The organism is Acidiferrobacter thiooxydans (genome assembly GCF_003333315.1).
GTDB classification, from domain to species: domain Bacteria; phylum Pseudomonadota; class Gammaproteobacteria; order Acidiferrobacterales; family Acidiferrobacteraceae; genus Acidiferrobacter; species Acidiferrobacter thiooxydans.
Window position 1 is genome coordinate 1,169,760 of sequence record NZ_PSYR01000001.1, and the last position, 24,519, is coordinate 1,194,278.

Below are 24,519 nucleotides of genomic sequence, written 5' to 3' on the forward strand. Positions count from 1 at the left end.
TTCGGTCTTGGTGGGCATCGTCGTGTCGTCCTTGTCGGTTGGGGTGGCCCTGTTTCGGCGATTATCCAAACAGCCCATCCAGGGCTTCGCGAATCGTGCTGTAGCATTGGCGTTACAGCTGCGGACGATTGTCACGTGGTAGGGGGTGGTGCGGCAAGACCGGCGGTCGGTGAAACGGCCGAGTTCGTCATAACCGGGACGAGGGCTGCTTGCGCACCCTCCGCGAGGATCGTCAGTATAGGGTCACAGTAGGCCCATTGCGCGGCTTGCACTTGTCGGCAAGGATGGCGAGGCGCGGGCACGATGCCTTCCCGGTCATCGGGCCTTTGCGCGCTGGGATGTGGATGGCGACCGATCCGGTGAATGAGATCGTATCCTCGATCTTTGTCGCGCATTGTGACGGCGGCTATGCCCGGTGGATAGATGGCACACCGTGCGGCCCGCGTATCAGGGGATCGCGCGATCAGGACTGCAGGGATCGTCGGTGGCGGGGGTGCCTGTCGTGACGTGAGAGGTAGCGGAGGGCAGGCGCCATCGGGTTCGTCCAGCCGATGGGGTATGGCGCATCCTGTCTCGGGCCTCGGGGTCTAGCGGAAAACGACGGTACGCCGGCCATGGATCAGGACGCGGTCGTCCAGATGATAGCCGAGCCCCCGCGCCAGCACGGTCTTTTCGATATCCCGGCCGTAGCGGATCAGATCCGAGGGGTCGTCGGAGTGATCGACGCGCACCACGTCTTGTTCAATGATTGGACCATCATCCAGATCCGAGGTGACGTAATGGCAGGTAGCGCCGACCAGCTTGACGCCCCGTTCATAGGCTTGATGATAAGGCTTGGCACCCTTGAAGCTCGGCAGAAATCCGTGATGGATATTGATGATGCGATGGGGGTAGCGCTGGCATAGGGCATCTGGGAGGATCTGCATGTAGCGGGCGAGGACCATGACGTCGCCTTGCGCATCCTCGAACAGCTCGGCGATCCGCGCGAAGGCCGCAGCCTTGTCGCCGGATGCCACCGGCACATGATGAAAGGGGATGCCGTGCCATTCCACGAAGCCCCGGTGCGTGTCGTGATTCGATATGACGCACGGGATCTCGATGTCCCATTCCTGCGCCTGCCAGCGGGCCAGGAGGTCGTAGAGGCAGTGGCCGAGCTGCGAAACCAGGATCACTACGCGTTCTTTACAGGCACTGTCGACCAGCCGCCAATCCATGGCGAATTCGGCCGCGATCGGGGCGAGCCGTTCCCGAAAGCTCGTGGCGTCGAAGGGTAGGGAGTCGGCAAGAATCTCCTGGCGCATGAAGAACCGGCCACCTTCCGGGTCGGAGTGATGGTTGGCCTCCGTGATCCAGCCGCCGTGGGCGGCAATCAGGCCACTTACGGCGGCGACGATACCGACACGATCGGGACACGAGAGTGTCAGTGTGTAACGGCGGGGCATCGGGGCTCCGGGCGGATGGCAACGGGCCGCCATTTTGACATCCTCCCGCTTCTCAAGGGAAGGATGTTTCTGGCCTCGCGGCCATGGACCCGGTGTCAGGATAGCGGTCGCACGGGTTTTGGGTGGGAGCGCGCGGGTTCGTCTCGGGACATCCCGGAATGATGAGGGGCAAGGGATGGGCTATCCGTGTGTCTGTGCAAAGCCGGCCTGCGGCGCCGGCGACTGCCGGTCACGATAACCCGGCGGGCGGCGGCGACCAGGGGGTCATTGGCGGCGGGCGGCAAAGAGGCGCGCCTGGGCGGCGAGCGCAAAGGCGGCGCCGCTTGCGCACACCGCCGGCCATCGCGCCTCCTGCCAGGCCAGGGTCCCTACGAACGATCCGAGGGCACCCCCGGTGAAGTAGGCGGTCATGTAGAGGGCGGTCAGGCGATTTCGGACGGCCGCGCCCAGGGCATAGATGCGGGTCTGGTTCGAAACGTGACTGCCTTGAACGCCGGCGTCGAGGAGTGCCGCGCCGACGGCGACACCCGCGAGGGAGTCGCCTGCCGCCCATAAGACCAGGAATGCCACCACTACGAGTCCGAGAAAGGCGCCGTTGATGGCGCGCGCGCCGATGCGTTCGGATAGTCGGCCGGAGAGGGGCGCCGCCAGGGCGCCGGCTACGCCGATAAACCCTGTGATTCCGACCATACGGCTGGCGTCGCCCGGAAACAGGCGGGCGTAATGGAAGACGAGCGGTGTCCAAAAACTATTGAAGGCGGCAAAGCCCATGGCGCCCAGGAAGGCGTGGAGACGGAGCACGGGCTCCTGTCGCCAAAGCGTGATCAGAGATCGGAGCAGGGTCCTGTGGGTGGCCGGTTCGGTCGGCGGCTGACGGGGCAGGAGGCGGCCGGCGGCGACTGCGCACAGGGCCATGACGCCGGCTGCGATCGCATAGATCCTGCGCCATCCGAGAAAGGCCCCGAAGCCGCTCAAGGCCCGGGATACGATGATGCCGACCAGAAGACCGCTCATGACGAGACCTACCGCACGCCCGCGACGGGCCGGCTCGGCGAGGTTTGCGGTATAAGGGACGAGCAATTGCGGGACGGTAGTGACCAGTCCCATAAAAAGGCAGGCCGCGAGCAGGATCGGCAAGGTCGGGCTGAGCGCCACCAGGGCCAGCGCGCCGGCTATGAGTGCGGTGGTCATGACGATGAGGCGTTTGCGCTCCTGGCCATCGCCCAGGGGTACGATGAGCATGAGGCCCGCGGCATAACCGATCTGGGTAGCGACCGTTACGAGACTGGCGCGACCCGGTGCGATATGGAAACTCTTTGCGATTTGCGTGAGCAGCGGCTGGCTATAGTACAGATTGGCGACGGTGGCGCCGGCCAGGAACGCCAGAAATCCGAGCAAACCAGTGGACAGGGACGCCGCGGATGCGGCGTGTGGGTCTTCATGACGGGACATGGGATGCCATCGAGAGTAACGCATCAAGTGTAGCGTTTTCATGGCCGACCGCAACACGACCACGGTCCGTTCTGCGCACGATCATGCCTGTCAGGTCCTATCGGATGCGTGTTCGCTGTCTTGTCATCGTCATCGGGATTCGCCAGACTCGCCAACATTCTGTTCATGAAAAGGCGGCGATCCCATGCCCAAAGCCTTAGCCAAGGCGGCCTTGCGGGCTCCCAAGAAGATCGTAAAGCGCATGGCGCGCAACCGCAGCCCGGTAATTGCCGCCGTGGATCTCGGTTCGAACAGCTTTCATCTGGTCATCGCCAAGGTGGAGAACGGCGAGCCGGTTGTAGTGGACAAGCTGCGGGAGATGCTGCGTTTCGGGTCGGGGCTCGACCACAAGCAGCATATTCGCCCGGCGGCCGCCAAGGCGGCCCTGGCCTGCCTGCGGCGCTTCGGACAGCGCCTTGCGCTATGGCGTCCCGAGCTTGTGCGCGCGGTCGGGACCAATACGCTGCGCCAGGCGGTGGGCGCCGAGTCCTTTTTGCGGAAGGCCCAGGCGCGCCTCGGTGTGCCGGTGGAGGTGGTCTCTGGTATCGAGGAGGCGCGCCTTATCTATCGTGGCGTAAGCCCCGGAATCGCCGCCGAGGCGCGCGCATTGGTGGTCGATATCGGGGGCGGGAGCACGGAGCTCATCGTGGGCGTCGGCGGACACGCCGAGGTGCTGGAGAGCGTGACCATGGGTTGTGTCACCTTGACCGATCGGCTGTTTGCCGGCCATCTGCTCACCGAGGCGCGGTTCGCGCAGGCCGTAACCTTTGCCCAGCATCAGCTTATGCCCCTACGCGAACGCTTGCGTGCGGCGCACTGGGACCGGGCTGTGGGGTCCTCGGGGACCATCCGTGCCGTCGAGGCCGTGGCGCGCGAATTGGGGGTCGCCACCGGGGGACTTACGGCCGACGCGTTGACGGAGCTTAAGGAACGCGTCTTGGCTCAGCGTCACGTCGACCGGCTGGTGCTTCCAGGTCTTGCGACGGAGCGGGCCCCGGTGTTCGCCGGGGGGCTCGCCATCGTGATTGCGCTTTTTGATGTCTTGGAGATCACGACCATGGAGGTCGCCAAGGGTGCCTTGCGTGAAGGGGTCCTGAGGGATCTGATCGGTCGCCTGTCGGGAGTGGATGTACGGAGCGAGGCAATCGCGCGCTTGGCGGCACGCTGGCCGAATCCCTACGGAACCGGGATGGCCGAGCGCATCGATGCGCTCTTCGAGATGGTGGCGGGTCCATGGCGCTTATCGCCGGAGGATCGGCGCTTCCTGGGATGGGCGGTGCAGCTCCATGCCTGCGGGACTGCCATCAATCGTCTCCACTACGAGCGTCACAGTGCCTATATCGTGGCGCACGCGGAATTGGCCGGTTTCGCGCCGCGCGAACAGGCGCTGCTCGGCATGCTGGTGGCCATGCATCGCGGCAAGTGGACGCAACTTGCGGTAGCCGGCATAAAAAGGTCTTTTGGGGATGCCGCGGTCCGTTTAGCGATACTCACGCGCATCGTCGTGGTGCTTTTGCGGATCGAACAGTCGCTCGCCATCAGCAGCCGGCGCGCACCCTGGCGCCTGAGTGCGCGCGCGAGCACGCTCGAGATCAGTACCCCTTTGCGCGCCAATCCCATGCGCGACGCCTTTTGGCGGGAACTGGGTCCCGAGCTTGCGGACATGCAAAAAGGCGGCATCCGCTTTCTTTTGAACGGCTAGGGCACATCTGATCTAACCCTCATGTGGACAAGGGCAAGGCCCAGAAGCGGGGGTGGGGTGAGGGAGGCACAACGCCTCGTCCGCGCCCCAATCGCGTGGCCTTGGGTCGTGGGTTGGTCGACGAGAGGGCGTTGATGAGGGGGCATCAATCATCGTGCCGTGGGTGAGCTTCACCCTTAGGCCTCCCGGTGGCGGTAGACCTCCGGGACGGGCTTCTGGCCCGGATGGTGTTTCTGAAGCCAAGGACGGAGCTTCGAGAGGGGGTCTCCCGGCCCCCAACCGAGATCGATCCCGACCAGGCGCCCCGTGGCCTGGGAGTCGTACAAGGCCCCCTTGGCCCCCGGATCGGAGAGATCGAATCCCCATGGGAGGAAGGGGATCGGCGGCATACGCCCAAGCCCCTCTTTGGCCTGTCATTCTTGCCCTGGGGATCATGGCGCCCTAGGACGGCCCCGAGGTCCTGTCAGGGCACTCCTTGTCCCTATCCGCCAGGGAAGCGCGCGGATAGGCAGGCCGCCTACCGGTCGCGATAGGTGTCGGCGGCTCCGGGCATCCGGCGCCTGCATGGTATCCCTTTGCATGCGCGCCATCGCGCCATGACGGCTTGGGTAGGGGGACTTTAAGTCCGAGTGGCCAGAAAGCCCAAGAAAAAGGAAGGGCACCCGCCCGAAGGCGGGCGCCGGGGCCATCAAATGTCGACTGTTTGGCGGGCCTGCGGGTGCAGGACAGGCGCGGGCGTCTGCGCTGGGGCCGCAGTCGGGGTCGTGGCTGGGACTGTGGCTGGGGCTATTGCCGGGGCTGGGGCCCGTATCCCCTGGGGCCATTCAACCTGGATCGAGAGCGACGGCAGTGGGCCCATGGGGCCTGCCAGCGGCAGCAATGGCGCCTGGGCGCTCATCAGGCGCTGCATCGCCGCCTGCAGCAGGCGCTGTTGCGCCGCCATGTTTTCGAGCTCCACACCCACCCATGGGGGGAGGGCCGCACCGGCCTTGCCGTTACTCGACCAGGTGACGATGGTCATGCTGCCCGGACCCTGCCAGCGTACGGTCTCGGTGCGTAGCAGACCCCCTCCCGGGGTTCGATAGACACGGACCTGCTGGAAGGGGGCGTTGGCTATCGGCCCAGTCGCCCCCTGGGTGTGGGCCGGCCGGTGGTGAGCCGGGAGCAATGCCAGGGCCGCGGCCACGACCGCGGCCACACCGATGGTCGATATCGCCGTCCGATATTTCCCTTTCATATGCGCAAACCCTCCTCTTCAGATCGTTTGTCACCTGTGACCGTAGGCCCATGGGGCGGGTTCCCATCCGTTTCAAGGCCTTCGCGATGCCCTCCGGCCGATCGGCCGCCGCCTAGGGATGGAAGGTCATCGTCCCGGTATCCGAAGGCGCCTATCATGCCTCCGATCTGCGCACATCTGCCTGGGACACCTCAGGCCTATCGACCGGACCCTTACGCGAATCGCCCACTGAGACTGATCTCGATGAAGCGCGGTTCCCCGGGGTAGGCACTGTCATAGGGCTGACCGACGGCCGCAAAGCCATATTCCTTGTACACTTGGTCATAGTGCCCGCGATCGTGATCATACAGCGCGGGGGACTTCCACCGCCCCACGCCTCGGACGGTTCCACCAAGGCCGCCCGTGATCCCGTGGCGCCGGCCGGACGCCAGGCTACGGCGAAAGCGAAGGTCGCCCGGCGGCACCACGAGGACGGCACGCCCATCCACAGTGTCCCGACACGTCTCGCGGGGCTTGCCACCATGGTGCGCCACACCGCCATGGAGCCGGCACTGCCTGCTGCTCGTCGGACGCCAGGGATGCCCTGACCTCTACCGCGCTAGCCCATCGCATCCACTCCCGCGCGCGCCATGGCGCTGATCGACCCCTTCGCCGTGTAGGCAGGGCGCGGAATAGAGGTCCCCTCACGACGCCTTGAAGGCCCCACAGGAAAACGTCTTTCGTCCGAGGCAACGAATGGGGGCCTAGGAGGCGAGCTTGAGCCCGACCTTCATCCAACCGTCGGTGCGCTTGTCGAAGGCTTTATAGGCGTCCAGTGCCCCCACGAGCTCGCGCTGTTGGGTCAGTACCGCCGAGGGGTCGATGGCGCCGGTGCGCACGAGCTGGATCAGTTCCGGCAGGTAGGCGCGATGATTACAGTTGCCCATGGTAAGGCGCAGGTTCTTGTTCATGGCAAGGCCTATGGGAAAGAAGCGGTCGGCTGGCGGGTAGACGCCGATGATCGCCACACGTCCGGCCTTGGCGACGCTCTCCACGGCCCAGTGCAGGGCCTGGGAGGGGCCGCTACCCGGGTGCCAGTTGCCGTCGACAGGATGCATGTGGGGGGCAATCTCCTGCAATTCCTTGGCGAGCATGGCCTCCCGGCCCTTGCCGTGTTCGTGGGCCGGGCCCCCGGAGGCCACCTCCGCGTCTATGCCTACGGCATCGATCACGCATTCCGGCCCTATGCCGCCCGTCATGTCGCGTAGCACCGCCACTGGGTCCTCGTCATTGAAGTTGATGACCTCCGCGCCTTGGCGCTGGGCCATCTCGAGGCGCGAGGGGACTTTGTCGATGGCAAAGATCCGGCCGGCGTTCAGGAGCTTGCAGCTTGCGATGGTGAACTGGCCTACTGGTCCACAGCCGAACACCGCCACCACGTCACCGCCTTTGACTGCCGCGAGCTTGGCACCAAAATAGCCCGTGGGAAAGATATCGGAGAGCAGGATCGCCTGATTGTCGGAGATGCTATCGGGCAGGATCACGGGGCCCACCTGGGCGTAGGGGATGCGTGCGTATTCCGCCTGCAGGCCCTGGAAGGGGCCTGAACCTTTGGGTCCCCCGAAGAAGGCGGTACCGGCGAGCGGCCCGTTGGGGTTGGCGTGATCGCACTGGGCGTAATAACCGGCGCGGCAATACGAGCAGTAGCCACAGCCTATGGTCGACGGGATCACTACGCGCTCGCCTTTGCGCAGGTTGCGCACATGGGCGCCGATCTCTTCGACGACCCCCACGCCCTCATGGCCCAGTATGGTCCCCGGCTGCATGTCGCTCAACGTCCCGCGCACCATGTGCAAGTCGGTCCCGCAGATGGCGCTGCTGGTGAGTCTCACGATGGCATCGTCGGGCCTTTCTAGACGCGGCTCCGGGACATTATCGAGACGGATGTCTCCGATACCATGGAAAACGACGGCTTTCATGAGATGCTCCTTGGGGCTTGTCCAGAAGGCGCCCATGCTAGGCCTAAGGGTCTGTCAGCAGACCGGTAATTGGGCGGACCTCTGAGGGGTTACGCGCACGATGTGTCGGGCGGCAGCGGCAGACTGTCTGCAGATAGGTATGTGTCCAAGAGATAGGTATGTACGCAAGCGCGCCCATGTCCCGGTCATCGCATAAGGTCCTGTGCCGGACGCGGCCGATGGTGACGGCCTGCCATGGTTTCGCTACGATGCGCTTTTTCCGGGGGGATCGAAGCATGGCCAAGGCGCGACGCGCAGCACCGAAGATCGTGGAGCTCTACATCGAGTTGCAGGACATAAAGCCGCTCATCTGGCGGCGGCTGATGGTGCCGCTTACCATCACCCTGCCCGCGCTCCACGATCTCTTACAGATTACACTCGGATGGACCGATTCCCATCTGCACAGCTTCACCTTCGGTGAACGCAGCTTCAGCATGCCGTATGACGAATTCTTCGAGGAGCTGGAGATGGAGGACGAGCGTCGCAAGACCCTCGGTGCGGTGCTCGGGCGCGATCTCCGGGAATTTGTCTATCTCTATGACTTCGGCGACAGTTGGCGCTGTCGCGTTAAGGTCGTGCCGCGCCCGGATGCCGATCCGGACTGGACCTATCCCCTGTGTGTGGGCGGTGCGCGCGCCGTACCTCCCGATGACGTCGGCGGCCCCTCGGGATACGAAAGATTTCTAGAGGTGATCAAGGACCCGCAGCACGAGGAGCACAAAGAGACACTGAGCTGGATCGGTGGCGCCTTCGATCCCGAGGGATTTGATATCAATGCTGTAAACCGCATCGTACGATTCGGGCGCGCCTAGGCTGGTATATGCCTGAACGACCAAGGGGTTCTGGTCACGAAGTATCGGCGCCAATGCATGATGGGACCGAGGCGGGGCCGTCTCGAAGCGATTCGCCGGAGCACGGCGGCACCATGGGAGTGCGCGGTGCGGGAATGCAATGGGGGAGACGGACCATGGGCCTTTGCTCCTGGCGTTGACACAGGGGGCCGAAAGGACTCCCGTCGGCCTTCATCGATCACCCGGAAAACCGTCAGCAGCCGATGGCTGCGTAAAGGGTGTGCGGGTCCTCTGAAAACATATGACGGGAACAAGCCGGTATTCTGGAGCCGCCGTTATGGCCCCCTCCCAGTGGGTGGTGCGCCCCTGTCCGGACTCAAGCCCTACATCGAACAGCAGGAACGGCCGGAATGATCGCCTTGCTGGCGATGCCGGTAATGAGCACGAAACTCACGTTATACCGTAAGGTTGGCAGGAGCCGTTCATGTATGATTTTCTTGACGCTGGTGCGCAAGAGCGAGCGAATCCAAGCGGCCTGGGATGAGGTCGATTTTGAGAATGCGACCTGGGCGATCCCGAAGCCGCGCATGAAGGGACGTAACCCGCATGCGGTGTATTTGTCACGCCAGGCGCTTGACATCTTCGTGGCGCTGCACACCCGCGCGGCCAGTCCCAAGTTCATGCGGCCGTCACGCACCGACGCCGTCCTCTGCCTGTCGAACGCCATCTTGAACCGGGTCACGCAGATCGTGGCGGAGCGGGCGCAGGCCGCCGGCCTGTCGCGGGAGTCGTTCACCGTCCACGACCTGCGCCGTGTCGGCTCGACACGGCTGAACGAAATAGGCTTCAACCGCGACTGGATCGAGAAGTGCTTGGCGCACGAGGACGGACGTTCCACGCGCTCGATCTACAGCAAGGCCGAGTATGCCAAGCGGCGGCGCCACATGCTGCAAGGGTGGACCAACATGGTCGATGCGTGGATCGACGGGCAGACCTACGTGCCACAGCTAGTGCCCGGGGAGCGTGGCGGTGCCTGCGTTGAGAGCGACCGTGTAAGGACAACACGGCCCGATGGCTTTTTGTGCGTCGGGCGGTGCTGAGTCGCGTTTGGTTTAGGATTTCTCGTAAACGATCACCGTAGGTGATCATTTTCCTTTCCCGTCAAACTAGCGTGACTGGGAAAAAGTTTGAAGAAGCTGTATTTTGCGCACTATGAGTGACGAAAATGCAGGAAAACTAAACCAGCTACTGGCCGAACTGGGCGATGCGCGCTTGGTGTCAAGCCGCTGGCTGCGGGCTCATGGCTACTCCAGCAGCCTCGTCGCGCGTTACGTGGACAGCGGCTGGCTGGTGTCGCCGGCGCGCGGCGTCTACATGCGCAAGGGTGGGCGCCTGCAGTGGGAAGGCGTAGTTCGCAGCCTGCAGGTCGGGGAAGGCGTGCCGCTGCACGTTGGTGGTCTCTTTGCACTTAGCCTGCAGGGGCACGAGCACTACCTGCGTTTGGGCGATGCCGGCGCGATCACCCTGTATGGGATGGAGCGGCCACCGGCTTGGCTCGGCAAGCTGTCGCTGGCGCAGCGCTTCCACTATCGAGGCAAGGGGCCGTTCGATCTGCTGCCTGCGGCGTTCACGGCGGAAGTGTCCGAGAAGACGCTGTCCGAGCAAGGTCTGGCCTGGTATCGGGCTGCGCCGAACACCGATGCCCTGGTCTGCTCTACGCCCGAGCGGGCCATGCTGGAGCTGTGCGATGGCGTCGTGGACGCAACATTGGTCTACGAGGCCGACGCGCTGATGCAGGCCATGACCACGTTGCGCCCGCAGCGGGTCGGTATGCTGCTGCGCCACTGCCGCAGCATCAAGGCCAAACGACTGTTCCTGGCGCTGGCCGAGCGTCATCGACATGCGTGGCTGTCGCATGTGCCTCTGGACGGCGTCGATCTGGGCCGGGGCAAGCGCGCACTGGTGCCCGGCGGGCGCCTCCATCCGACCTACCAGATCACCTTGCCGGGAGACCTCGATGAACACCTGGCTTGACCGCTGGGATCGGCGCTACACCGACCGGGTGAAGCTACTAGTCGAGATTTTGCCGGTGCTGGCACAGGAGCCTCGCTTCGCGCTCAAGGGCGGCACGGCCATCAACCTGTTTGAGCACGATCTGCCACGGTTGTCGGTGGACATAGATCTGGCCTGGTTGCCCGTGCATGACTATGACGAAGATGCAAAGCTGATTGCCGAAGCGCTTGGGCGGCTGGCTGATGTACTGCGCGCCCGGCCTCTGCAACTGCAGGTGCAATTGTCAGCAGGGGAGGGCGCAGGCGTCACGCGGCTGGTGGCCAGTCGTGGCCGTGCGCGTGTGCAGATCGAGACGACGCCTGTTATGCGCGGCACGGTGCATCCCGTGCGCAACATGGTGGTGCGCCCGAAGGTGGAAGAGGCGTTCGGCTTCGCTTCTGCACAGGTACTGGATTTCGCCGACCTCTATGCCGGCAAGCTGGCTGCGGCATTGTCGAGACAGCATCCGCGTGATCTCTTCGATGTCGGCTTGTTGCTGAAGGATGCACGGGCAGATCACGTGCTCTGGCAAACTTTTCTCGTCTACTTGACCTGCAGTCCCAAGCCTGTCTGGGAGATGTTGGCGCCTCGCGTGCCTGCGGAATTCGCAGCGATGTTCGAAGCACACTTCAAGGGAATGACAGCTGAGCCTATCGAAGCCGAGGTCTTGCTGGACATCCATGAGCGTCTGCTGGCGCGTGTGGCTGGATGGCTGGATGAGCCATCGTGTGCGTTCCTGCGGTCCGTTGAGGATCAGCGGCCGGACTTCGGTCTGATCGGACTTCCGCATGCGGCCGATTTGCCGGGCGTGCGGCGCAAGCTGCACAACCTGGCCCGGCGCACCGACGCCAAGCGTGCGGCGGATCGGAGTCTGTTGGAAGAAGCGCTGGCCAGGATCGTCGATGCCAGATGATGTGAGGTGCCTACGCGATGATTCACGATTGCGCGTTGGTCTATGAGTGAGGCCAAGGCATGGGTTGCAGGATGATGTTCTGAGCCGACTAGCAGACAGCGAGTGCGCTACTGCTTCGGTTGGCTGGGGGATGGAGTCGATCATAAGTGACGACGATACGGGCAGGGCGCCGATAGAAATCGACAAAGTTCGAGCATCAAAGGCGGGCCATGCGTTTCATGCAGCTTGGGCCGCGCGCACCGCCCTTGAACTCCTCCCGCCGTCGACCGACCTTAGCGCTATCATTTCTCGAGGGTTTCGACGAGCAAGACGAGCAGAGCCTGGGAACTGGCGCGGTCGAGTTGCCGATCTTGTGCGATACTACGGCGCCACCGATGTTGCCTGGGCGCATCGAGTCACAGTCGTTCAGTTCAAGTACTTGATCGCAAGCGCCGATACGGCAGTTCGAACTGCTGACTTGGATCAACTCCCGCCAAGTTTGCTGCGACCGATGCACGGTTTCGGACGACGCATGGCGATGACCATGTTTTAGCCGTGGTCCGGGTTGGGGCATCGATGTCTTGGCGCAAGGTCAGCGCAGCGCGTGCGATCCGCTCATGGGGCCCCGTTGCGTATTCCCGTCGCAGGACATCTTCGATCGTAGGCCGGGTCTTCCGTGGATCCGGCATAAGCCTTCTGCCGTACACGCAGGCTGAGGGGATGGCCCGCGCATGTGGGCGCGGCGCGCCTTCGGATACGCTTGGCGAGAGGATCCTTTGCCGGTCCCCGGTCCCGTTCGATCGGGATCCTGGATCGTTATCTTCGGGGATAGGGCCCTACGGCATATGCCAGGCCAGAAGCACGAGCAAGAGGATCAAGAGCAGGGCCGACGACCACTGCCAAAAGGCCAGGGGGTTGCGCGTCAAGAGCGGGGTCCGCGGATGGCGGCGCATGGCGGACTGCGCGGGGATTTGCTCGAGATCGAAGGCGAACTCCAGGGCATCCTGGTGGCGATTGTCGGGATCGGGTGAGAGCGCCTTTTCTATGAGGAGGTTCAGTTCATAGGGGATGTCACGGCGAAAGTGGGTGAGAGGGACCAGGCCCCGCAGGCCGTAAGGCATGCGCCCGCCGCTCAACGCCCGGTAGAGCGTCACTCCAAGCGCGAACACCTCGGAGCGGGCGTCGCCGAGGCCTCCGGTGAGCAGTTCGGGCGCCATATAGCCGGGCGTCCCCGGGGTCTCGAGCGGTGCGCCTCCCGGAAGGCCTGGGGTATGGGCAAGCCCGAGATCGAGCAGCTTCAGGCCACCGTCGCGCAGCAGGAGGATGTTAGCGGGCTTGATGTCCCGATGAAAAATATGCACGCGATTGAGGGCGTAGACGGCCTTGGCGACGTTCACCAGGGAGGTCTTGGCCTTCTGCCAGGGCAGTGGCGACCGTTGCAATACGGTCTCCAGGGTCTCGCCTTCGAAATAGGGCATGACGAGATACAACTGCGTCTGGCGAGGCTCGCCAAGGGGGCGCGACGGCACCAGCTGCGGGTGGCGCACGCGGCTATTGATCCAGGCCTCTTTCATGAAGCCCTGGCGCACGTTTTCATCCTTGCGCACAGACGGTTTGGGAAATTTTATCAGTACGGTCGTAGGGGGTTCGTGGGTGTCTTCAGCCACTATGAGGCGGCTGTAATGACCGTCGTGGACGATGCGCTCGAGCCGATAGCCGTCCACGGTGGCGCCGAGCGAAGGGGGCGGCATCAAGGGCAGGGCGGCCACGACGCGTTCTATGAGCGGCCCATCCAGGGGAGGGACATCGAGGATACGCATGACCGCCACGGTGATATCGTCCGTCGATCCCCGCTCCTTGGCGTGGTCGATCAGGTCTTGGGCCTGGAGCGGCGCTGTTTGCGAGAGGAACAACACCTCACGCACGGCGCTTCGCGAAAGGCCCCGGTAGAAACCGTCCGTGCACATGACGAAGAGATCGCCCTTTTCGATCGCCACCCTGTGCATCTCGGTGGTGACGGTCTCGCGAAGACCGGGGGCATTGGTGATGATCCCGCCCATGGTGGTCGGGTAAAAATCGTCGGTGTTGATTTGCTGGCAGACGCCATCGCGTACGTGATAGACCCGTACGTCTCCCGCCGACACGATATAAGCCTCGCGCGCGCGAATGATGAGCGCGGCAAACGATGCCGCCAGTTCGCGCAGATTGGCGTCGGTGCGTCCGATGCGAAACAGCCAGCGATTGATGGTGTCGAGGGCGCGCCCGGCGGCAAGCTCGGGGCGCAAGGTCGTCGGCAGGCCGTAGTAGGCCTCCAGAAAGCCGCGCACCGTGAGCTCCGCCGCCACCCGCCCGCCCGCGGCTCCGCTCATGCCATCGGCCATGGCGAGCACGCTGCCCTTGGCCACACGGTCCTCTGGGGTCCCTGCCACGAAGCCCACGTAATCCTCATTGCGTTCGCGCGTACCCGGCACGGAGCGTAAGGCTATATGAAATTCCGGTGACTCCTGGCGCGTGGGCCGGACGTGCACGGTGTCGGCATAGCCGCCTCCTGGGGAAGGCTCTGTATATGCGGGTTCCATTATCACGCGAATGGTGACCTCATGACACATCTCCTCGTTTGGGCGCGCGGCGGTGGACGCGCCTGCCGGCCGGTCTCGTGCCGGAGGCCGCGCCACCGTACGGAAGGCTCGCGGCCTTGAGAGCGGCTATTTGCGCCCAAAGACCTCCTGTTCCTGGGACTCCAGGTCGTGCTCCATGAGCGTCAGCACCTGCGGCGCGTTTTTCTTCAGGTGTACGAGCCAGGCAAGGCCGGCCGCCAGATACAGAACGAACAGGTAGGGCAGGATATTGTAAGGATAGCTGGGGACCGGGTACACACTGCCAAAGAAGGCCGCGAGCATGAAGAGTGCCGCGCTACCCCCTAACAGCGCGCGCCGGGTGGTCAGCACGCGCTGTTTGTTGAGATACAAGGGCGCGGCCACGCTGATGAGCAGATAGGCGAAGATGAACCCGAAGGTCGCGAAGGTGCCTGTCAGCTCGTAGGTGTTCATGGGCCCCTGGCTTAAAAGAAGCAGGGGGCCGAGCAGGGCCAAGGCCGAGCTTATGGCCACGGCCACATGCGGGGTCTTGTGTCCGGCGTGTACGAGCCCCATGGATCGGTGGATGAAATGATAGCGGCCCATCGAGAACAAGAGCCGCGAGGCGGCGTTCACCGAGGCCAGCACGCACGCAAAAAGGCTCACCGATGCGATCGCGTAAATGACGGTGGCGAAGCGTGCCAGGTGCAGGGCCTTCAGGAGTGTCAGGAGCGGGGCGGGATCGTTGCCCAAGGCCTGCACGTTGCCTTTGTAGGCGATCATGAGCGCAAACGCCATGACCATGAAAAACACCCCTGCGCCGATCATGCTGTACATGATCGCGCGCGGGATATTCCTAAGGGGATCGCGGGTCTCCTTGCCAAGCGTGGCCGCACTCTCAAAGCCCACGAATGAGAAGATCGCGAGCACGATCGCCTCCGACATGCCTTTGCCGTTGGCCCCGACGAGTGTCAGTTGCGCATGAATGAGCGGCTGCGATACGTGGCGACCAAAGACCGTCAACACCAGGAGGGAGATGGCGGTGATCGAGATGGCCTCGACTACGAGACTTATGCGCGAAGAGAGCTTGATGTCCCGATAGGCCAGGTACCAGACGAGGGCGGCGCTTATGACATAGGTGACCGGGATGGGCAGCGTAAGACCTTCGGGTGCCAGCGCATTGTTCACGAAGATGGCAAGGCCGCCTAGGAGTGCCATGGCGGTACCGATATAAGCGGCTACCAATGCCCAGCCCGCTATGCCGCCGGCCATGGGGCCCATAGCCTGGGAAATGAACACAAAGAACGACCCTGCCGCCGAAAAGCGGCTGGCGAGCGCGGAGATATTCATGCCCACGAGCAGCAGGGCGATGGTGGCAATCCCATAGACGAGCCAGCTTGCCTGTCCGGCGAGCGCCACGACCGCGCTGATATTGAGGGCGGGTGTGAGTGTCGGCGAGATGTTGGCAAGTGACTGACCGATCGCTTCCAGGAAGCCTAGGCTCTGGCTTCTCAAGGTTCTATCAGCGTGGGGTACGGCGCTCATGGCGGGGCCTCGCGGTAGTGGGGTGACAGGACCCATCAAGCAATAAGCGCGCCATGCCAGTGGTCTTGGGAAAACCGCGCCGCGACGCCGTTTCGTGGCGCGTTCATGCGGAAGCCATGGTATATATGATCCATTGTGTGGCACGCCATGCACCACCTTTGAACGCTATCAGTATTGAACAAACACTAATATGACATTAATAGTGTGGCGACTTATGGAATTATTGTGGATGGTGTAGGGAAGGGAATGTCTGCGAGAGAGTCCGTGGCATGGCCCGGGATCACCGGAGGGTTTCTATGAAGGGTTTCGTTGGACGAGACGCACGATTGATCATTCCGGTGTACCGGAATGATAGCAGTCAGTAAGGTGCCGATGCCCCTATCTACGGCGTTCGACGGGCAGGTGATGGGTCTATGGCATCGCGCCTCTCAGCCATTCCTCGGAACAATCGACTGTACCCGCGGGTCCTTTGCGTGGAGCGAGCCCTAGGCCCTCTCGGGTGCGTGCGCTACGCGCGCCCTCATGGTGGCTTTCCGCGCGGGGCTTTGCCGGGGCTGCGGGGCACGGACCGTCGGGGCGTCCCGCCCCCGGGATTTTGGGGGCACCATGCCCCGGACGCAGGCAGAGTAGGCGATGATCACCGGGGGCCTCGGTCATGGTGTGGTTCCTGGGGTCCAGTCGGTGCCGGCCAGTGGCAGACGCGCCATGGCCGCGGCCTCCACGGTCAGTGCCGCCAGATCCTCGCGTTCGAGATGATGGACGTTATGCTTCCCGCAGGCGCGTGCCATGGTCGTAAGTTCGAGGGTGAGGGTCTTTAGGTAATTGGTGGCGCGCCTGGCGCCGGCCTCGGCGCTCAGGCGCGTCTCGAGGATGGGGTCCTGGGTGGTGACCCCGACTGGACAGAGGCCGGTATGGCAATGGTGGCAGAAGCCCGCCCGGGTGCCCAGGGAGCGGTAATCGGCGTCAGCCGACAGCCGCGCCCCATCGCTCTCGTAGTCACCGGCATTGCATCCGAGGGCGATGAGCATACCTTGTCCGATGGACACCGCGTCGGCGCCCATGGCGAGCGCCTTGGCGACGTCGGCGCCGGTACGGATGCCCCCCGAGATAATGAGCTGGACCTCGCCCTTAAGGCCCAGATCCTCGAGGGCGTCGACCGCCTGACGCAGCGCCGGCAGGGTGGGAATGCCGACATGCTCGATGAAGCAGGCCTGGGTCGCCGCCGTGCCCCCTTGCATGCCGTCGACGACCACGACATCGGCACCGGAGGCCACTGCGAGCTTCACGTCATGAAAGGTGCGCGAGGCACCGACCTTCACGTAGATCGGTTTCATCCAGTCTGTGATCTCGCGTAGCTCCCGGATCTTGATGGCGAGATCGTCGGGACCGGTCCAGTCGGGATGGCGGCAGGCGGAGCGCTGGTCTATGCCCTCCGGCAGCGTGCGCATAGCGGCGACCCGCGGATTGATTTTCTGGCCCAGGAGCAGACCGCCGCCCCCGGGCTTGGCGCCTTGTCCGATGACGATCTCGATGGCGTCGGCGCTTTGTAGGTCGTGGGGATTGAATCCGTAGCGGGATGGCAGGCATTGGTAGATGAGCATGCGCGAGGATTGGCGTTCCTCGGCGGTCATGCCGCCGTCGCCGGTAGTGGTGGAGGTGCCGGCGGCGGTCGCGGCCCGGCCGAGGGCCTCCTTGGCATGGGCCGATAGCGCGCCAAAGCTCATGCCGGCGATCGTGATCGGAATATCGAGGACGATGGGCCTTTTGGCAAAGCGCGTGCCCAGTATCGTCTGGGTCGAGCATTTCTCGCGGTAGCCCTCGAGCGGATAGCGAGACAGCGAAGAGCCGAGCAGGACCAGGTCGTCGAAATGCGGCAGGGCGCGCTTGGCGCCCAGGCCGCGGATCTCGTAGAGTCCGTGCGCCGCGGCCTTGTGGATGTAGTCCAGGATCTTGCGGTCGTAACCGTACGACTCTTCCTCGGACAAAGGGACTTTGGTGTCCTCATTCGTATTCATGGCAACACCTCAATAGTCCTGGGGGGCGTTTTGATTCCAGTGGTAGAGCGTGCGCGCCGATGTGACCTTGCGAAAGGCGCCGGGATCATGGCGCGCGAATGTCGGCCCCGCCTGCGTGAGCAGGGTCCTTACGGCCAGCACGTCGGTCGCATCCATGGGCTCAAGGCGTGCATCGGCGCCCAGGGAGGCAATGGCCCCCTGGATGTAGATGACGGCCTCGTAGAGGGAGTCGCCCAGGGCCTTGCCCGCGTCTCCGCAGATGACCATGCGCCCGGCCTGCGCCATGAAACCCGAGAACGCCCCGACCGACTGGCCTATGACGATATCGCCGCCCTTCAGGGATATGCCGCAGCGCAGTCCCGCAGAGCCGTGGACGACGAGCAGCCCGCCGTGCGCCGAGGCCCCGGCGCCGTTGGAGGCAAAGTCCTTGACCTCGACGCGACCGCTCATCATGTTTTCGGCCACCCCGGTACCGGCGCTGCCATCGATAGTGATCGCGGCGCGCCGGTTCATGCCGCCGGCATAGTAGCCGGCGTGCCCTTCGATGCGCACTTCGCAGTCGAGATCGAGCCCGACTGCGATATTGTGCGCGCCGTCGGGGTGGGTGATGGTGACTTGCCGTCCGCAGAGGGCCTCCTTGTGCTGATGCAGGTAGCCATTGACCTCGGTGACCGAGGTCGTGGCGAGATCAAAGTTTACGGCGTCCATACATACATCTCCTCGGGGACCGGTTCGAAGACATGGGCCTCCTGGATGCGCGGGAGGTGCGAGAGCGCGCGAAACTCGGATGCGATGGCGACGTAATCGTCGGTCTCGGCCACCACCGCGGGCTTACAGCCAAAGGGATCGCGGACCAGGGCCAGACGATCGGGCGTGCCTATGAGGAAGGTGAAGAATCCATCCAGTCTTTCAAATGCCGCCTGCAGGGCCTGTTCGAGGCTGTCCCCGTCGCGCAGGCGCCATTCGAGAAAGCGGCACGCCGCCTCGGTGTCGTTGTCGGTGTCGAAGCGTATCCCGTGGACCGCGAGCGCGCGCCGGATCTCATGGGGGTTTGACAAAGACCCGTTGTGGACGAGACAGAAGTCGTGGCCGGCCGTGAACGGGTGGGCGCGATCGGCGCTCACCGCCGATTCCGTGGCCATGCGCGTGTGGGCGACGATATGGCTGCCCGCGAACGTGGCGAAACCATAACGCCGCGCGACCTCGTCTGGCGCCCCGACGTCCTTGTAGATCTCCAGGGAATACCCCGTCGACAGGATGCGGACATGGGGATGATGGGCGCGCAGCCAGGCGACTACCGCCTCAGGCGCCGTCTCTTTGATCGGGATGGCAAGTCGTGCATGGCGGCCGCGGACGTGGATCTCCGTCCTTATGGTCAGCGCGCGGTCGACGGCGTCCTGAAGCCCGGTCCAGGAAAACGCCGGGGATGTCGCCGGGGGATCGTAGAGCAGGCTCATCTTGAGCCAATCGGGGCGCGCGTCCTGTGTGAACAAGGCAAAGCCCGCGGAATCCGGCCCGCGTTCGCTCATGGCCGAGAGCATCGGCAGGCCGAGCGCGCCGATCTCGCCGCGCATGGCGGGATTTTTGATCATAAGCCCTACGATCCCGCACATAGGATGTCTCCGTCTTGACGTATCGGGGCGAAAGTCATGGGTTCAAAGGTCGACATAGTGCGCGATCTCCCAATCCGAGACATGGCGCATGTACTCGAGCCACTCCTGGTGTTTCAGGGTCAGGAATTCCTCGGCCAAGGGACCCAGCGCCGTGCGCAGCACGGTGTCTCCTTCCAGGGCCACGAGGGCCTCGTGGAGGTTTTGGGGGAGCAGTCCGATGCCTGTGCGCTCGCGTTCGCAGGCGGGAAGGGTGTAGAGATCGAGGTTGTGCGGGGCCCCCGGATCGAGGCTACGCTCCACGCCATCGAGGCCGGCGGCGATGAGGGCGGCCGTGGCCAGATAAGGATTGCATGCCCCGTCTGGTAGCCTAAGCTCGAGCCGGCCGCCCGGTACGCGCACCATTGCCGAGCGGTTATTGTCGCCGTAACTGATATAGGCCGGGGCCCAGGTGGAGCCGGTCAGCGAGCGGCCGACGACCAGGCGCTTATAGGAATTGACGGTCGGGGCGCAGAGCGCGGCCAGTGCGCGCGCGTGGACGAGGATGCCCGCCAGGAACTGGTAGGCCAGCGTGGAGAGCCGTAGGCCCCTGGGGTCATCGGGGTCTTCGAAGGCGTTGCGGCCGTCGCGGTTCGCCGACATATGGATATGTTGGCCATTGCCGGGGCGGTTGGCGAAGGGCTTGGGCATGAAGGAACACACCATGCCCATGCCGTGCGCGATCTCGCTTGCCGCCATCTTCACGAACACCATGCGATCGCAGGATGTCAGGCTGTCGGTGTAGGTGTAATTGACCTCGAACTGGCCGTTGCTGTCCTCATGATCGATCTGATAGACATCGATGCCGACTGCCAAGAGGGAGCTCGTCAGGGCCTCCAGGAAGGCGCGTGATCGCGACAGGCCCTTGAAGTCATAACAGGGCTTGGCCTGATGGTCGCTGTCATCGAACGGACACAGGCGTCCCTGATCGTCGTGCCGCAGCAGTACGAATTCCGGCTCCATGCCGGTATCAAAGCCGAGCCCGCGCTCGGCCATGCGCGCGATCTGTCTCTTCAGGACATAGCGGCTGTCATAAGGCCAAGGTTGGCCCTGGACGTGTCCGTCACAGACGATGCGTGCGTAACCCGGCTGCCAGGGGACGAGGCTCAGGGTGCTGATGTCGCCCACCGCCATGTAATCGGCCTCGTGCGGGGCAAGCCCCAGGCCCCACACCGCGAATCCCGCAAAGCCTGCGCCGTTTTTCAGGATGTCCTCGAAGTGGCCGACCGGCACGCACTTGGTCTTGGGCGCGCCGTGGATGTCGACGAATTGCGCCAGGATGTACTGAATGTTGTGGGCTTCGAGGAATTGCTGCGCTTCGACGGTGGTCATGAGGTCTCCCGCTGTGGGTGGGCCAGATAGGATGATTGAGGAAAACGATCCCGGTGGTCGGGCGGTCTTACGATCGCGTGGCGGCCGGAGGCGCGGCACGCCGTCAGGAGCGTTTCACAGAGATAGGCCCCATGGCTGCGGCAGGTCCATACGAGGGCGCAAGGCACCGGACCTCGCAGGTCGGCGATGAGCAGCACCGGGATCTCGGCCATGAGGGTGAGCCAGGCCGGCCGATCTTGGGGGTCGAAGGCGCGAACATCGAGGGCGCAGGTCTGGGCGATCACGGCGAGCAGGCCAGGACCGCGCAGCGCGAGCGCGGTGTCTTGACGCACCACCGGATAGACGAAGTCCTCGGGCCCGATGCCGGCGGTATCCAGACACGGCACGCTTAGCCCTTCGAGCAGGAATTCGTGGGGTCCGAGACGGACGATCAAGGTCTGGCCATCGACGCACCAGCTATTGGGCGATGGCGGCGGGGTGATGCCGCGGCGTTCGAGCCAGTCATAGGCCCCACGGCCCTTGAGACCGGTCCTCGCCAGGAGCGAATGGTCAGAGATCTCGAGCGAGGGGGGATCGGCACGATCCGCGGCCATGGCCGGATCATGGCCTACCATGAGTGCGCTTACGCCCACCGGCTTCTTCACGAGGCCTCCTTTTGTCGTTCCTGGAGGGGGTCATAGAAGGGGAGCGGGCTCACCAAGGCCTCCGTGAGGCGTCCGTCGCGGCGCCGTATGGTGATGACGCCGCCTATCTCGCTTACCGAGGGGGTGACGTAGGCAAGCCCGATGTGGCGCCGAAGGGTCGGGCTCCAGGCGATGCTCGTAACCCGGCCTGCGACCACGTTGTGCGCTATGATCAGATGGCCTTCCTCGGGCAGCGCATCATCGCGGGCCGCTTTCAGGATAAAACCGACGAGTACGCGCGATAGCGGTTTTGCGTGCAAGATCGCAAGGCTGCGCTGACCGACGAAAAAGGGTTTATCGAAGTTCACCGCCCACCCGAGGCCCGCCTCGCGGGGGTGGGTTGCGCCATCGGTGTCTTGGCCGACGATGATGTGGCCTTTTTCGAGACGCAGGATGCGCTGTGCCTCGACGCCAAATGGGCCTATGCCGTGGTCCTGGCCGGCGCGCATGAGCGCCTCCCAGAGGGCTGCGCCGAGGTTCGCGGGCACATGGATTTCATAGCTCCACTCGCCGACGAAGCCCATGCGCATGATGCGCGCCGGGATGCCGGCGACATGGCCCTCGCGATAGGCGCGATAGGGGCAGGCCTGCGGCGAGAGATCGATATCGGTCAAGGGTTCGAGCACCGCACGCGCCCGGGGGCCGGCCAGGTTGGCGGCAAAGAACTGGCCGGTATAAGGGGTGAGCACGCAGTCCATGGCCCAGAGCGCGATGAGGCGTGAGAGCTCGCGGGTGATGGCCACGGCGCCGCCGGTGCTGGTCGTGCCATAAAAGCAGGTGGCATCCCGGCGCGCGATCACGCCATCATCGATGAGCGTGCCGGCCTCGTCACACAAGAGCGCGTAGCGGGTCTCGCCGGGCGCGATATTGGCGCAGCGTGAGGTATAGACCCGTTCGATGAAGGCTAGGGCATCGGGCCCGGCTATCTCGATCTTGCCAAGCGGCGCGACATCGATGATCCCGACCCGTTCACGCACCGCGCGTACCTCGCGTTCGATGCATGCCTCTTTGGAAAGGCCCGCGACTTGGTAATAGGCGGGGCGCAGCCAGGTCGCGGCCTCCACGAACACCGCACCCAGGTCTTCATGAAGTTTGTGGGCCGCCGTGCGCCGGCGCGGGTGAAGGCCATGACCGGCGAGCACAGCGAGCGGCACGGGATGAACGAAGGGCCGGGCGGTGGTGATGCCGATGGCCTGCGGGGTCTCGTGGCGGATGTGGGCGAGGAGACGCAGGGCGTTCATATGCGAATGCTTGCCCTGACTCGGACCCATGCCGGTGGTCGTGTAGCGTTTCAAGAGCTCGCTTGTGTCAAAGCCCTCCTTGGCGGCATGAACGTAGTCCTGATACTGGAGGTCCTCATCGAAATCGAGGAATTCCCGGCCTCGCGGGTGGCTCACAAACGGCCACGGGTGGCTGTGCGCGACGGTATCGCGTGCCACCGCCGGGCAGTCCGTTTCCCGGCATCCCGCATGCGCGGCGGCAAGCCCTCCGGCGCGTCTGCCGTCGGCCAGCCGTGCGCCCGGGGCAAAGACCCCGTTTACGCGCCCGCACGCAAAGAGGCCGGCGGGCAGCTCGCCCGGGACCCATTGCTCGAGGGCCTGGTCGTAGGTGAGCCGGCCCCCGGCTTGGCACAAGATCGCCGCCGCGGGCGCGAAGCCGGTACTGAGGATGACGCCATCACAGGCGACCTCGCGATAAGAGGGGGGCGCCTGCCCTGCGCGGGTCATGGGCGCGATGCGCACTGCCGCCACCCCGAGGCGATCCGGCGTGGGCACGGCCTCGATGATACCGGAGGCAGCACATACCTCCACGCCTTGGGCGCGCAGATCCTGGGCCTCTTTGGGGGCGGGTCTCATATCGACGATGAGCGCGATCGATACACCATGGGCCTTGAGGGCCTTGGCCACCTCGTAGCCTTCGGCGTTGGCGACCAGCAGCACGGCGCGCTCCATGGGTCGAATCGCATAGCGATAGAGCAGCCGCAGGGCCGCGGAGCCGAGCAGGATGCCGGGGAGGTCGTTATTGCGAAATACCGCCGGCTGCTCCCAAAGGCCGGTCGCGCAGACGACCGCGCGCGCCTGCATCTTGGTCATGTGCTGGGCCTCTGCGAGCGCCACGCTGTGCCCCGCGTAATAACCGGCCGCGCAGGTCCCTGCGCGCACATCGATGCCGGGATGCGTCCGGACCTTCGTGATCAGTGCCTGCATGTCCAGACCCGCATCTAAGAAGCCCGTGGGATGGTAGGTGGCGCTGCCGCCGATATGCGCGTTCTCATCCACCAACACCACCTGGGCGCCGCAGTCGGCGGCGGCGATCGCGGCCGCAAGCCCCGAGGGGCCGGCGCCGATGACGAGCACGTCGCAAAAGGCATATCGGGTCACGGTCCTCAGACGCGGGGCCTTGAGATTAATGACGCCAAGACCCGCAACGCGCCGGAACAGACGTTCCCACAAGGGGAATAGCCGCTTGTTGTAGAAGGCCTTGTAATAGAAGCCGACCGGCAGGAACCGCGACAGGCGGTCGAGCACGAACCCGCGATCGCAGGTGACGCCCCCCCAGGTGTTGACGGCACGCACCACCATGTCGGCCTCCACCGGGCTTATGTCCGCGCGGATATTGATCCGCTCGTTGCTCTGGACCAGGACGTTGATGTCGTGGTTGGCGGCCGACAACACGCCCCGCGGCCGGTGGTATTTGAAGCTGCGTCCGAGCGCGCTTCGGCCGGCGGCCAAGAGCGCGCTCGTGATGGTGTCACCGGCATAGGCCGGTATGCTCTGCCCCTCGAACACGAAGTGCAGCGGTCGTTGCCGGTCTATCCATTCGCCCGCGACGGGCGGCAGGCGCGTGGGGCCGCTCATGGCGCACCGCCCTGGAAGAGATAGGTCGCGGTCACGACATCGGTGGCGGTATCGCGCTCGGCGATAAACCAGGTGTAGCTCGGGATATGGCACCACCACTCGCGCCTGGTGCCGGGGATGCCTGCCCGGTTGAATACCGCATCCGCCCAGAGGGCATCGTCCACCGACGGATCCGGCATCAGGCGCAGCGCGCCGCCATAGAAGAATTCCGAGAGTGGGCGGGGTCCATTGACAGGGCAGGTCAGGGTCTTCATGAG

General features: G+C 64.3%; 19 protein-coding genes and 1 pseudogene. 6 read left to right on the top strand and 14 right to left on the bottom strand.

Features of this window, described 5'->3' with window-relative positions; genetic code table 11:
- Nucleotides 1–587: 587 nt before the first annotated feature.
- A complete protein-coding gene (gene purU / locus C4900_RS05890) occupies nucleotides 588–1,442 on the bottom strand; it encodes a formyltetrahydrofolate deformylase (protein ID WP_114282572.1) in 855 nt (284 codons plus the stop codon).
- A 264-nt stretch (nucleotides 1,443–1,706) separates the two neighbouring features.
- Nucleotides 1,707–2,894 (bottom strand): MFS transporter, encoded by a 1,188-nt coding sequence (locus tag C4900_RS05895; protein ID WP_170132426.1) that lies wholly within the window; start codon nucleotides 2,892–2,894, stop codon nucleotides 1,707–1,709.
- Between the two features lie 184 nt (nucleotides 2,895–3,078).
- On the opposite strand from C4900_RS05895, the gene C4900_RS05900 reads away from it, so the two are divergent.
- Nucleotides 3,079–4,635: a Ppx/GppA phosphatase family protein gene (locus tag C4900_RS05900; RefSeq protein WP_065970798.1), complete on the top strand. Its 1,557-nt coding sequence runs from the start codon at nucleotides 3,079–3,081 to the stop codon at nucleotides 4,633–4,635.
- A gap of 176 nt (nucleotides 4,636–4,811) precedes the next feature.
- On the opposite strand, the gene C4900_RS05905 is transcribed toward C4900_RS05900, so the two are convergent.
- The 3 genes from C4900_RS05905 to C4900_RS05920 all read right to left on the bottom strand — a co-directional run bounded on the left by C4900_RS05905 (nucleotide 4,812) and on the right by C4900_RS05920 (nucleotide 7,830).
- Nucleotides 4,812–5,024 (bottom strand): hypothetical protein, encoded by a 213-nt coding sequence (locus C4900_RS05905; RefSeq protein ID WP_114282576.1) that lies wholly within the window; start codon nucleotides 5,022–5,024, stop codon nucleotides 4,812–4,814.
- Nucleotides 5,025–5,323: 299 nt separating this feature from the next.
- Nucleotides 5,324–5,872 carry a hypothetical protein gene (locus tag C4900_RS05910; protein ID WP_114282578.1) on the bottom strand — a complete coding sequence of 183 codons (549 nt, stop codon included), beginning with the start codon at nucleotides 5,870–5,872 and terminating at the stop codon, nucleotides 5,324–5,326.
- A 743-nt stretch (nucleotides 5,873–6,615) separates the two neighbouring features.
- Nucleotides 6,616–7,830: a zinc-dependent alcohol dehydrogenase gene (locus C4900_RS05920; RefSeq protein WP_065971294.1), complete on the bottom strand. Its 1,215-nt coding sequence runs from the start codon at nucleotides 7,828–7,830 to the stop codon at nucleotides 6,616–6,618.
- A gap of 275 nt (nucleotides 7,831–8,105) precedes the next feature.
- Between C4900_RS05920 and C4900_RS05925 the strand changes: the two genes are divergently transcribed.
- From C4900_RS05925 to C4900_RS05945, 5 genes and pseudogenes are all read left to right on the top strand, one after another.
- Nucleotides 8,106–8,681, top strand: coding sequence for a plasmid pRiA4b ORF-3 family protein (locus tag C4900_RS05925; protein WP_170132427.1), 576 nt, complete (start codon nucleotides 8,106–8,108; stop codon nucleotides 8,679–8,681).
- Nucleotides 8,682–8,741: 60 nt separating this feature from the next.
- Nucleotides 8,742–9,074, top strand: a complete 333-nt coding sequence (locus C4900_RS17165; RefSeq protein ID WP_411675223.1) for a transposase — start codon at nucleotides 8,742–8,744, stop codon at nucleotides 9,072–9,074.
- A gap of 74 nt (nucleotides 9,075–9,148) precedes the next feature.
- Nucleotides 9,149–9,716 (top strand): annotated as a pseudogene (locus tag C4900_RS05935) (tyrosine-type recombinase/integrase); the annotation flags it as partial.
- A gap of 156 nt (nucleotides 9,717–9,872) precedes the next feature.
- Entirely contained in the window at nucleotides 9,873–10,694 is an 822-nt protein-coding gene (locus C4900_RS05940; RefSeq protein ID WP_114282603.1) for a type IV toxin-antitoxin system AbiEi family antitoxin domain-containing protein, read from the top strand.
- Nucleotides 10,678–11,625 (top strand): nucleotidyl transferase AbiEii/AbiGii toxin family protein, encoded by a 948-nt coding sequence (locus tag C4900_RS05945; RefSeq protein WP_114282605.1) that lies wholly within the window; start codon nucleotides 10,678–10,680, stop codon nucleotides 11,623–11,625. The genes C4900_RS05940 and C4900_RS05945 overlap by 17 nt, the downstream gene beginning before the upstream one ends.
- A gap of 815 nt (nucleotides 11,626–12,440) precedes the next feature.
- On the opposite strand, the gene C4900_RS05960 is transcribed toward C4900_RS05945, so the two are convergent.
- The 9 genes from C4900_RS05960 to C4900_RS06000 form a co-directional block, all read right to left on the bottom strand.
- Nucleotides 12,441–14,183: a bifunctional protein-serine/threonine kinase/phosphatase gene (locus C4900_RS05960; protein ID WP_170132429.1), complete on the bottom strand. Its 1,743-nt coding sequence runs from the start codon at nucleotides 14,181–14,183 to the stop codon at nucleotides 12,441–12,443.
- A gap of 126 nt (nucleotides 14,184–14,309) precedes the next feature.
- Nucleotides 14,310–15,725, bottom strand: a complete 1,416-nt coding sequence (locus tag C4900_RS05965; protein ID WP_065971286.1) for an APC family permease — start codon at nucleotides 15,723–15,725, stop codon at nucleotides 14,310–14,312.
- 653 nt (nucleotides 15,726–16,378) lie between these two features.
- The gene (locus C4900_RS05970; protein WP_065971285.1) at nucleotides 16,379–17,740 is read right to left on the bottom strand and encodes an FMN-binding glutamate synthase family protein; all 1,362 of its coding nucleotides are present in this window, start codon (nucleotides 17,738–17,740) and stop codon (nucleotides 16,379–16,381) included.
- Nucleotides 17,741–17,749: 9 nt separating this feature from the next.
- Nucleotides 17,750–18,448, bottom strand: a complete 699-nt coding sequence (locus C4900_RS05975) for a protein glxC (RefSeq protein WP_065971284.1) — start codon at nucleotides 18,446–18,448, stop codon at nucleotides 17,750–17,752.
- A complete protein-coding gene (locus tag C4900_RS05980; protein WP_114282609.1) occupies nucleotides 18,436–19,353 on the bottom strand; it encodes a class II glutamine amidotransferase domain-containing protein in 918 nt (305 codons plus the stop codon). The genes C4900_RS05975 and C4900_RS05980 overlap by 13 nt, the downstream gene beginning before the upstream one ends.
- Nucleotides 19,354–19,395: 42 nt before the next feature.
- Nucleotides 19,396–20,721, bottom strand: coding sequence for a type III glutamate--ammonia ligase (gene glnT, locus C4900_RS05985; protein ID WP_114282611.1), 1,326 nt, complete (start codon nucleotides 20,719–20,721; stop codon nucleotides 19,396–19,398).
- Nucleotides 20,718–21,365, bottom strand: coding sequence for a hypothetical protein (locus tag C4900_RS05990; protein ID WP_065971281.1), 648 nt, complete (start codon nucleotides 21,363–21,365; stop codon nucleotides 20,718–20,720). The genes glnT and C4900_RS05990 overlap by 4 nt, the downstream gene beginning before the upstream one ends.
- Entirely contained in the window at nucleotides 21,362–24,262 is a 2,901-nt protein-coding gene (locus tag C4900_RS05995; RefSeq protein ID WP_114282613.1) for an FAD-dependent oxidoreductase, read from the bottom strand. The genes C4900_RS05990 and C4900_RS05995 overlap by 4 nt, the downstream gene beginning before the upstream one ends.
- Nucleotides 24,259–24,516, bottom strand: coding sequence for a sarcosine oxidase subunit delta (locus C4900_RS06000; RefSeq protein WP_114282615.1), 258 nt, complete (start codon nucleotides 24,514–24,516; stop codon nucleotides 24,259–24,261). Before C4900_RS06000 ends, C4900_RS05995 begins: the two co-directional genes overlap by 4 nt.
- Nucleotides 24,517–24,519 lie beyond the last annotated feature (3 nt).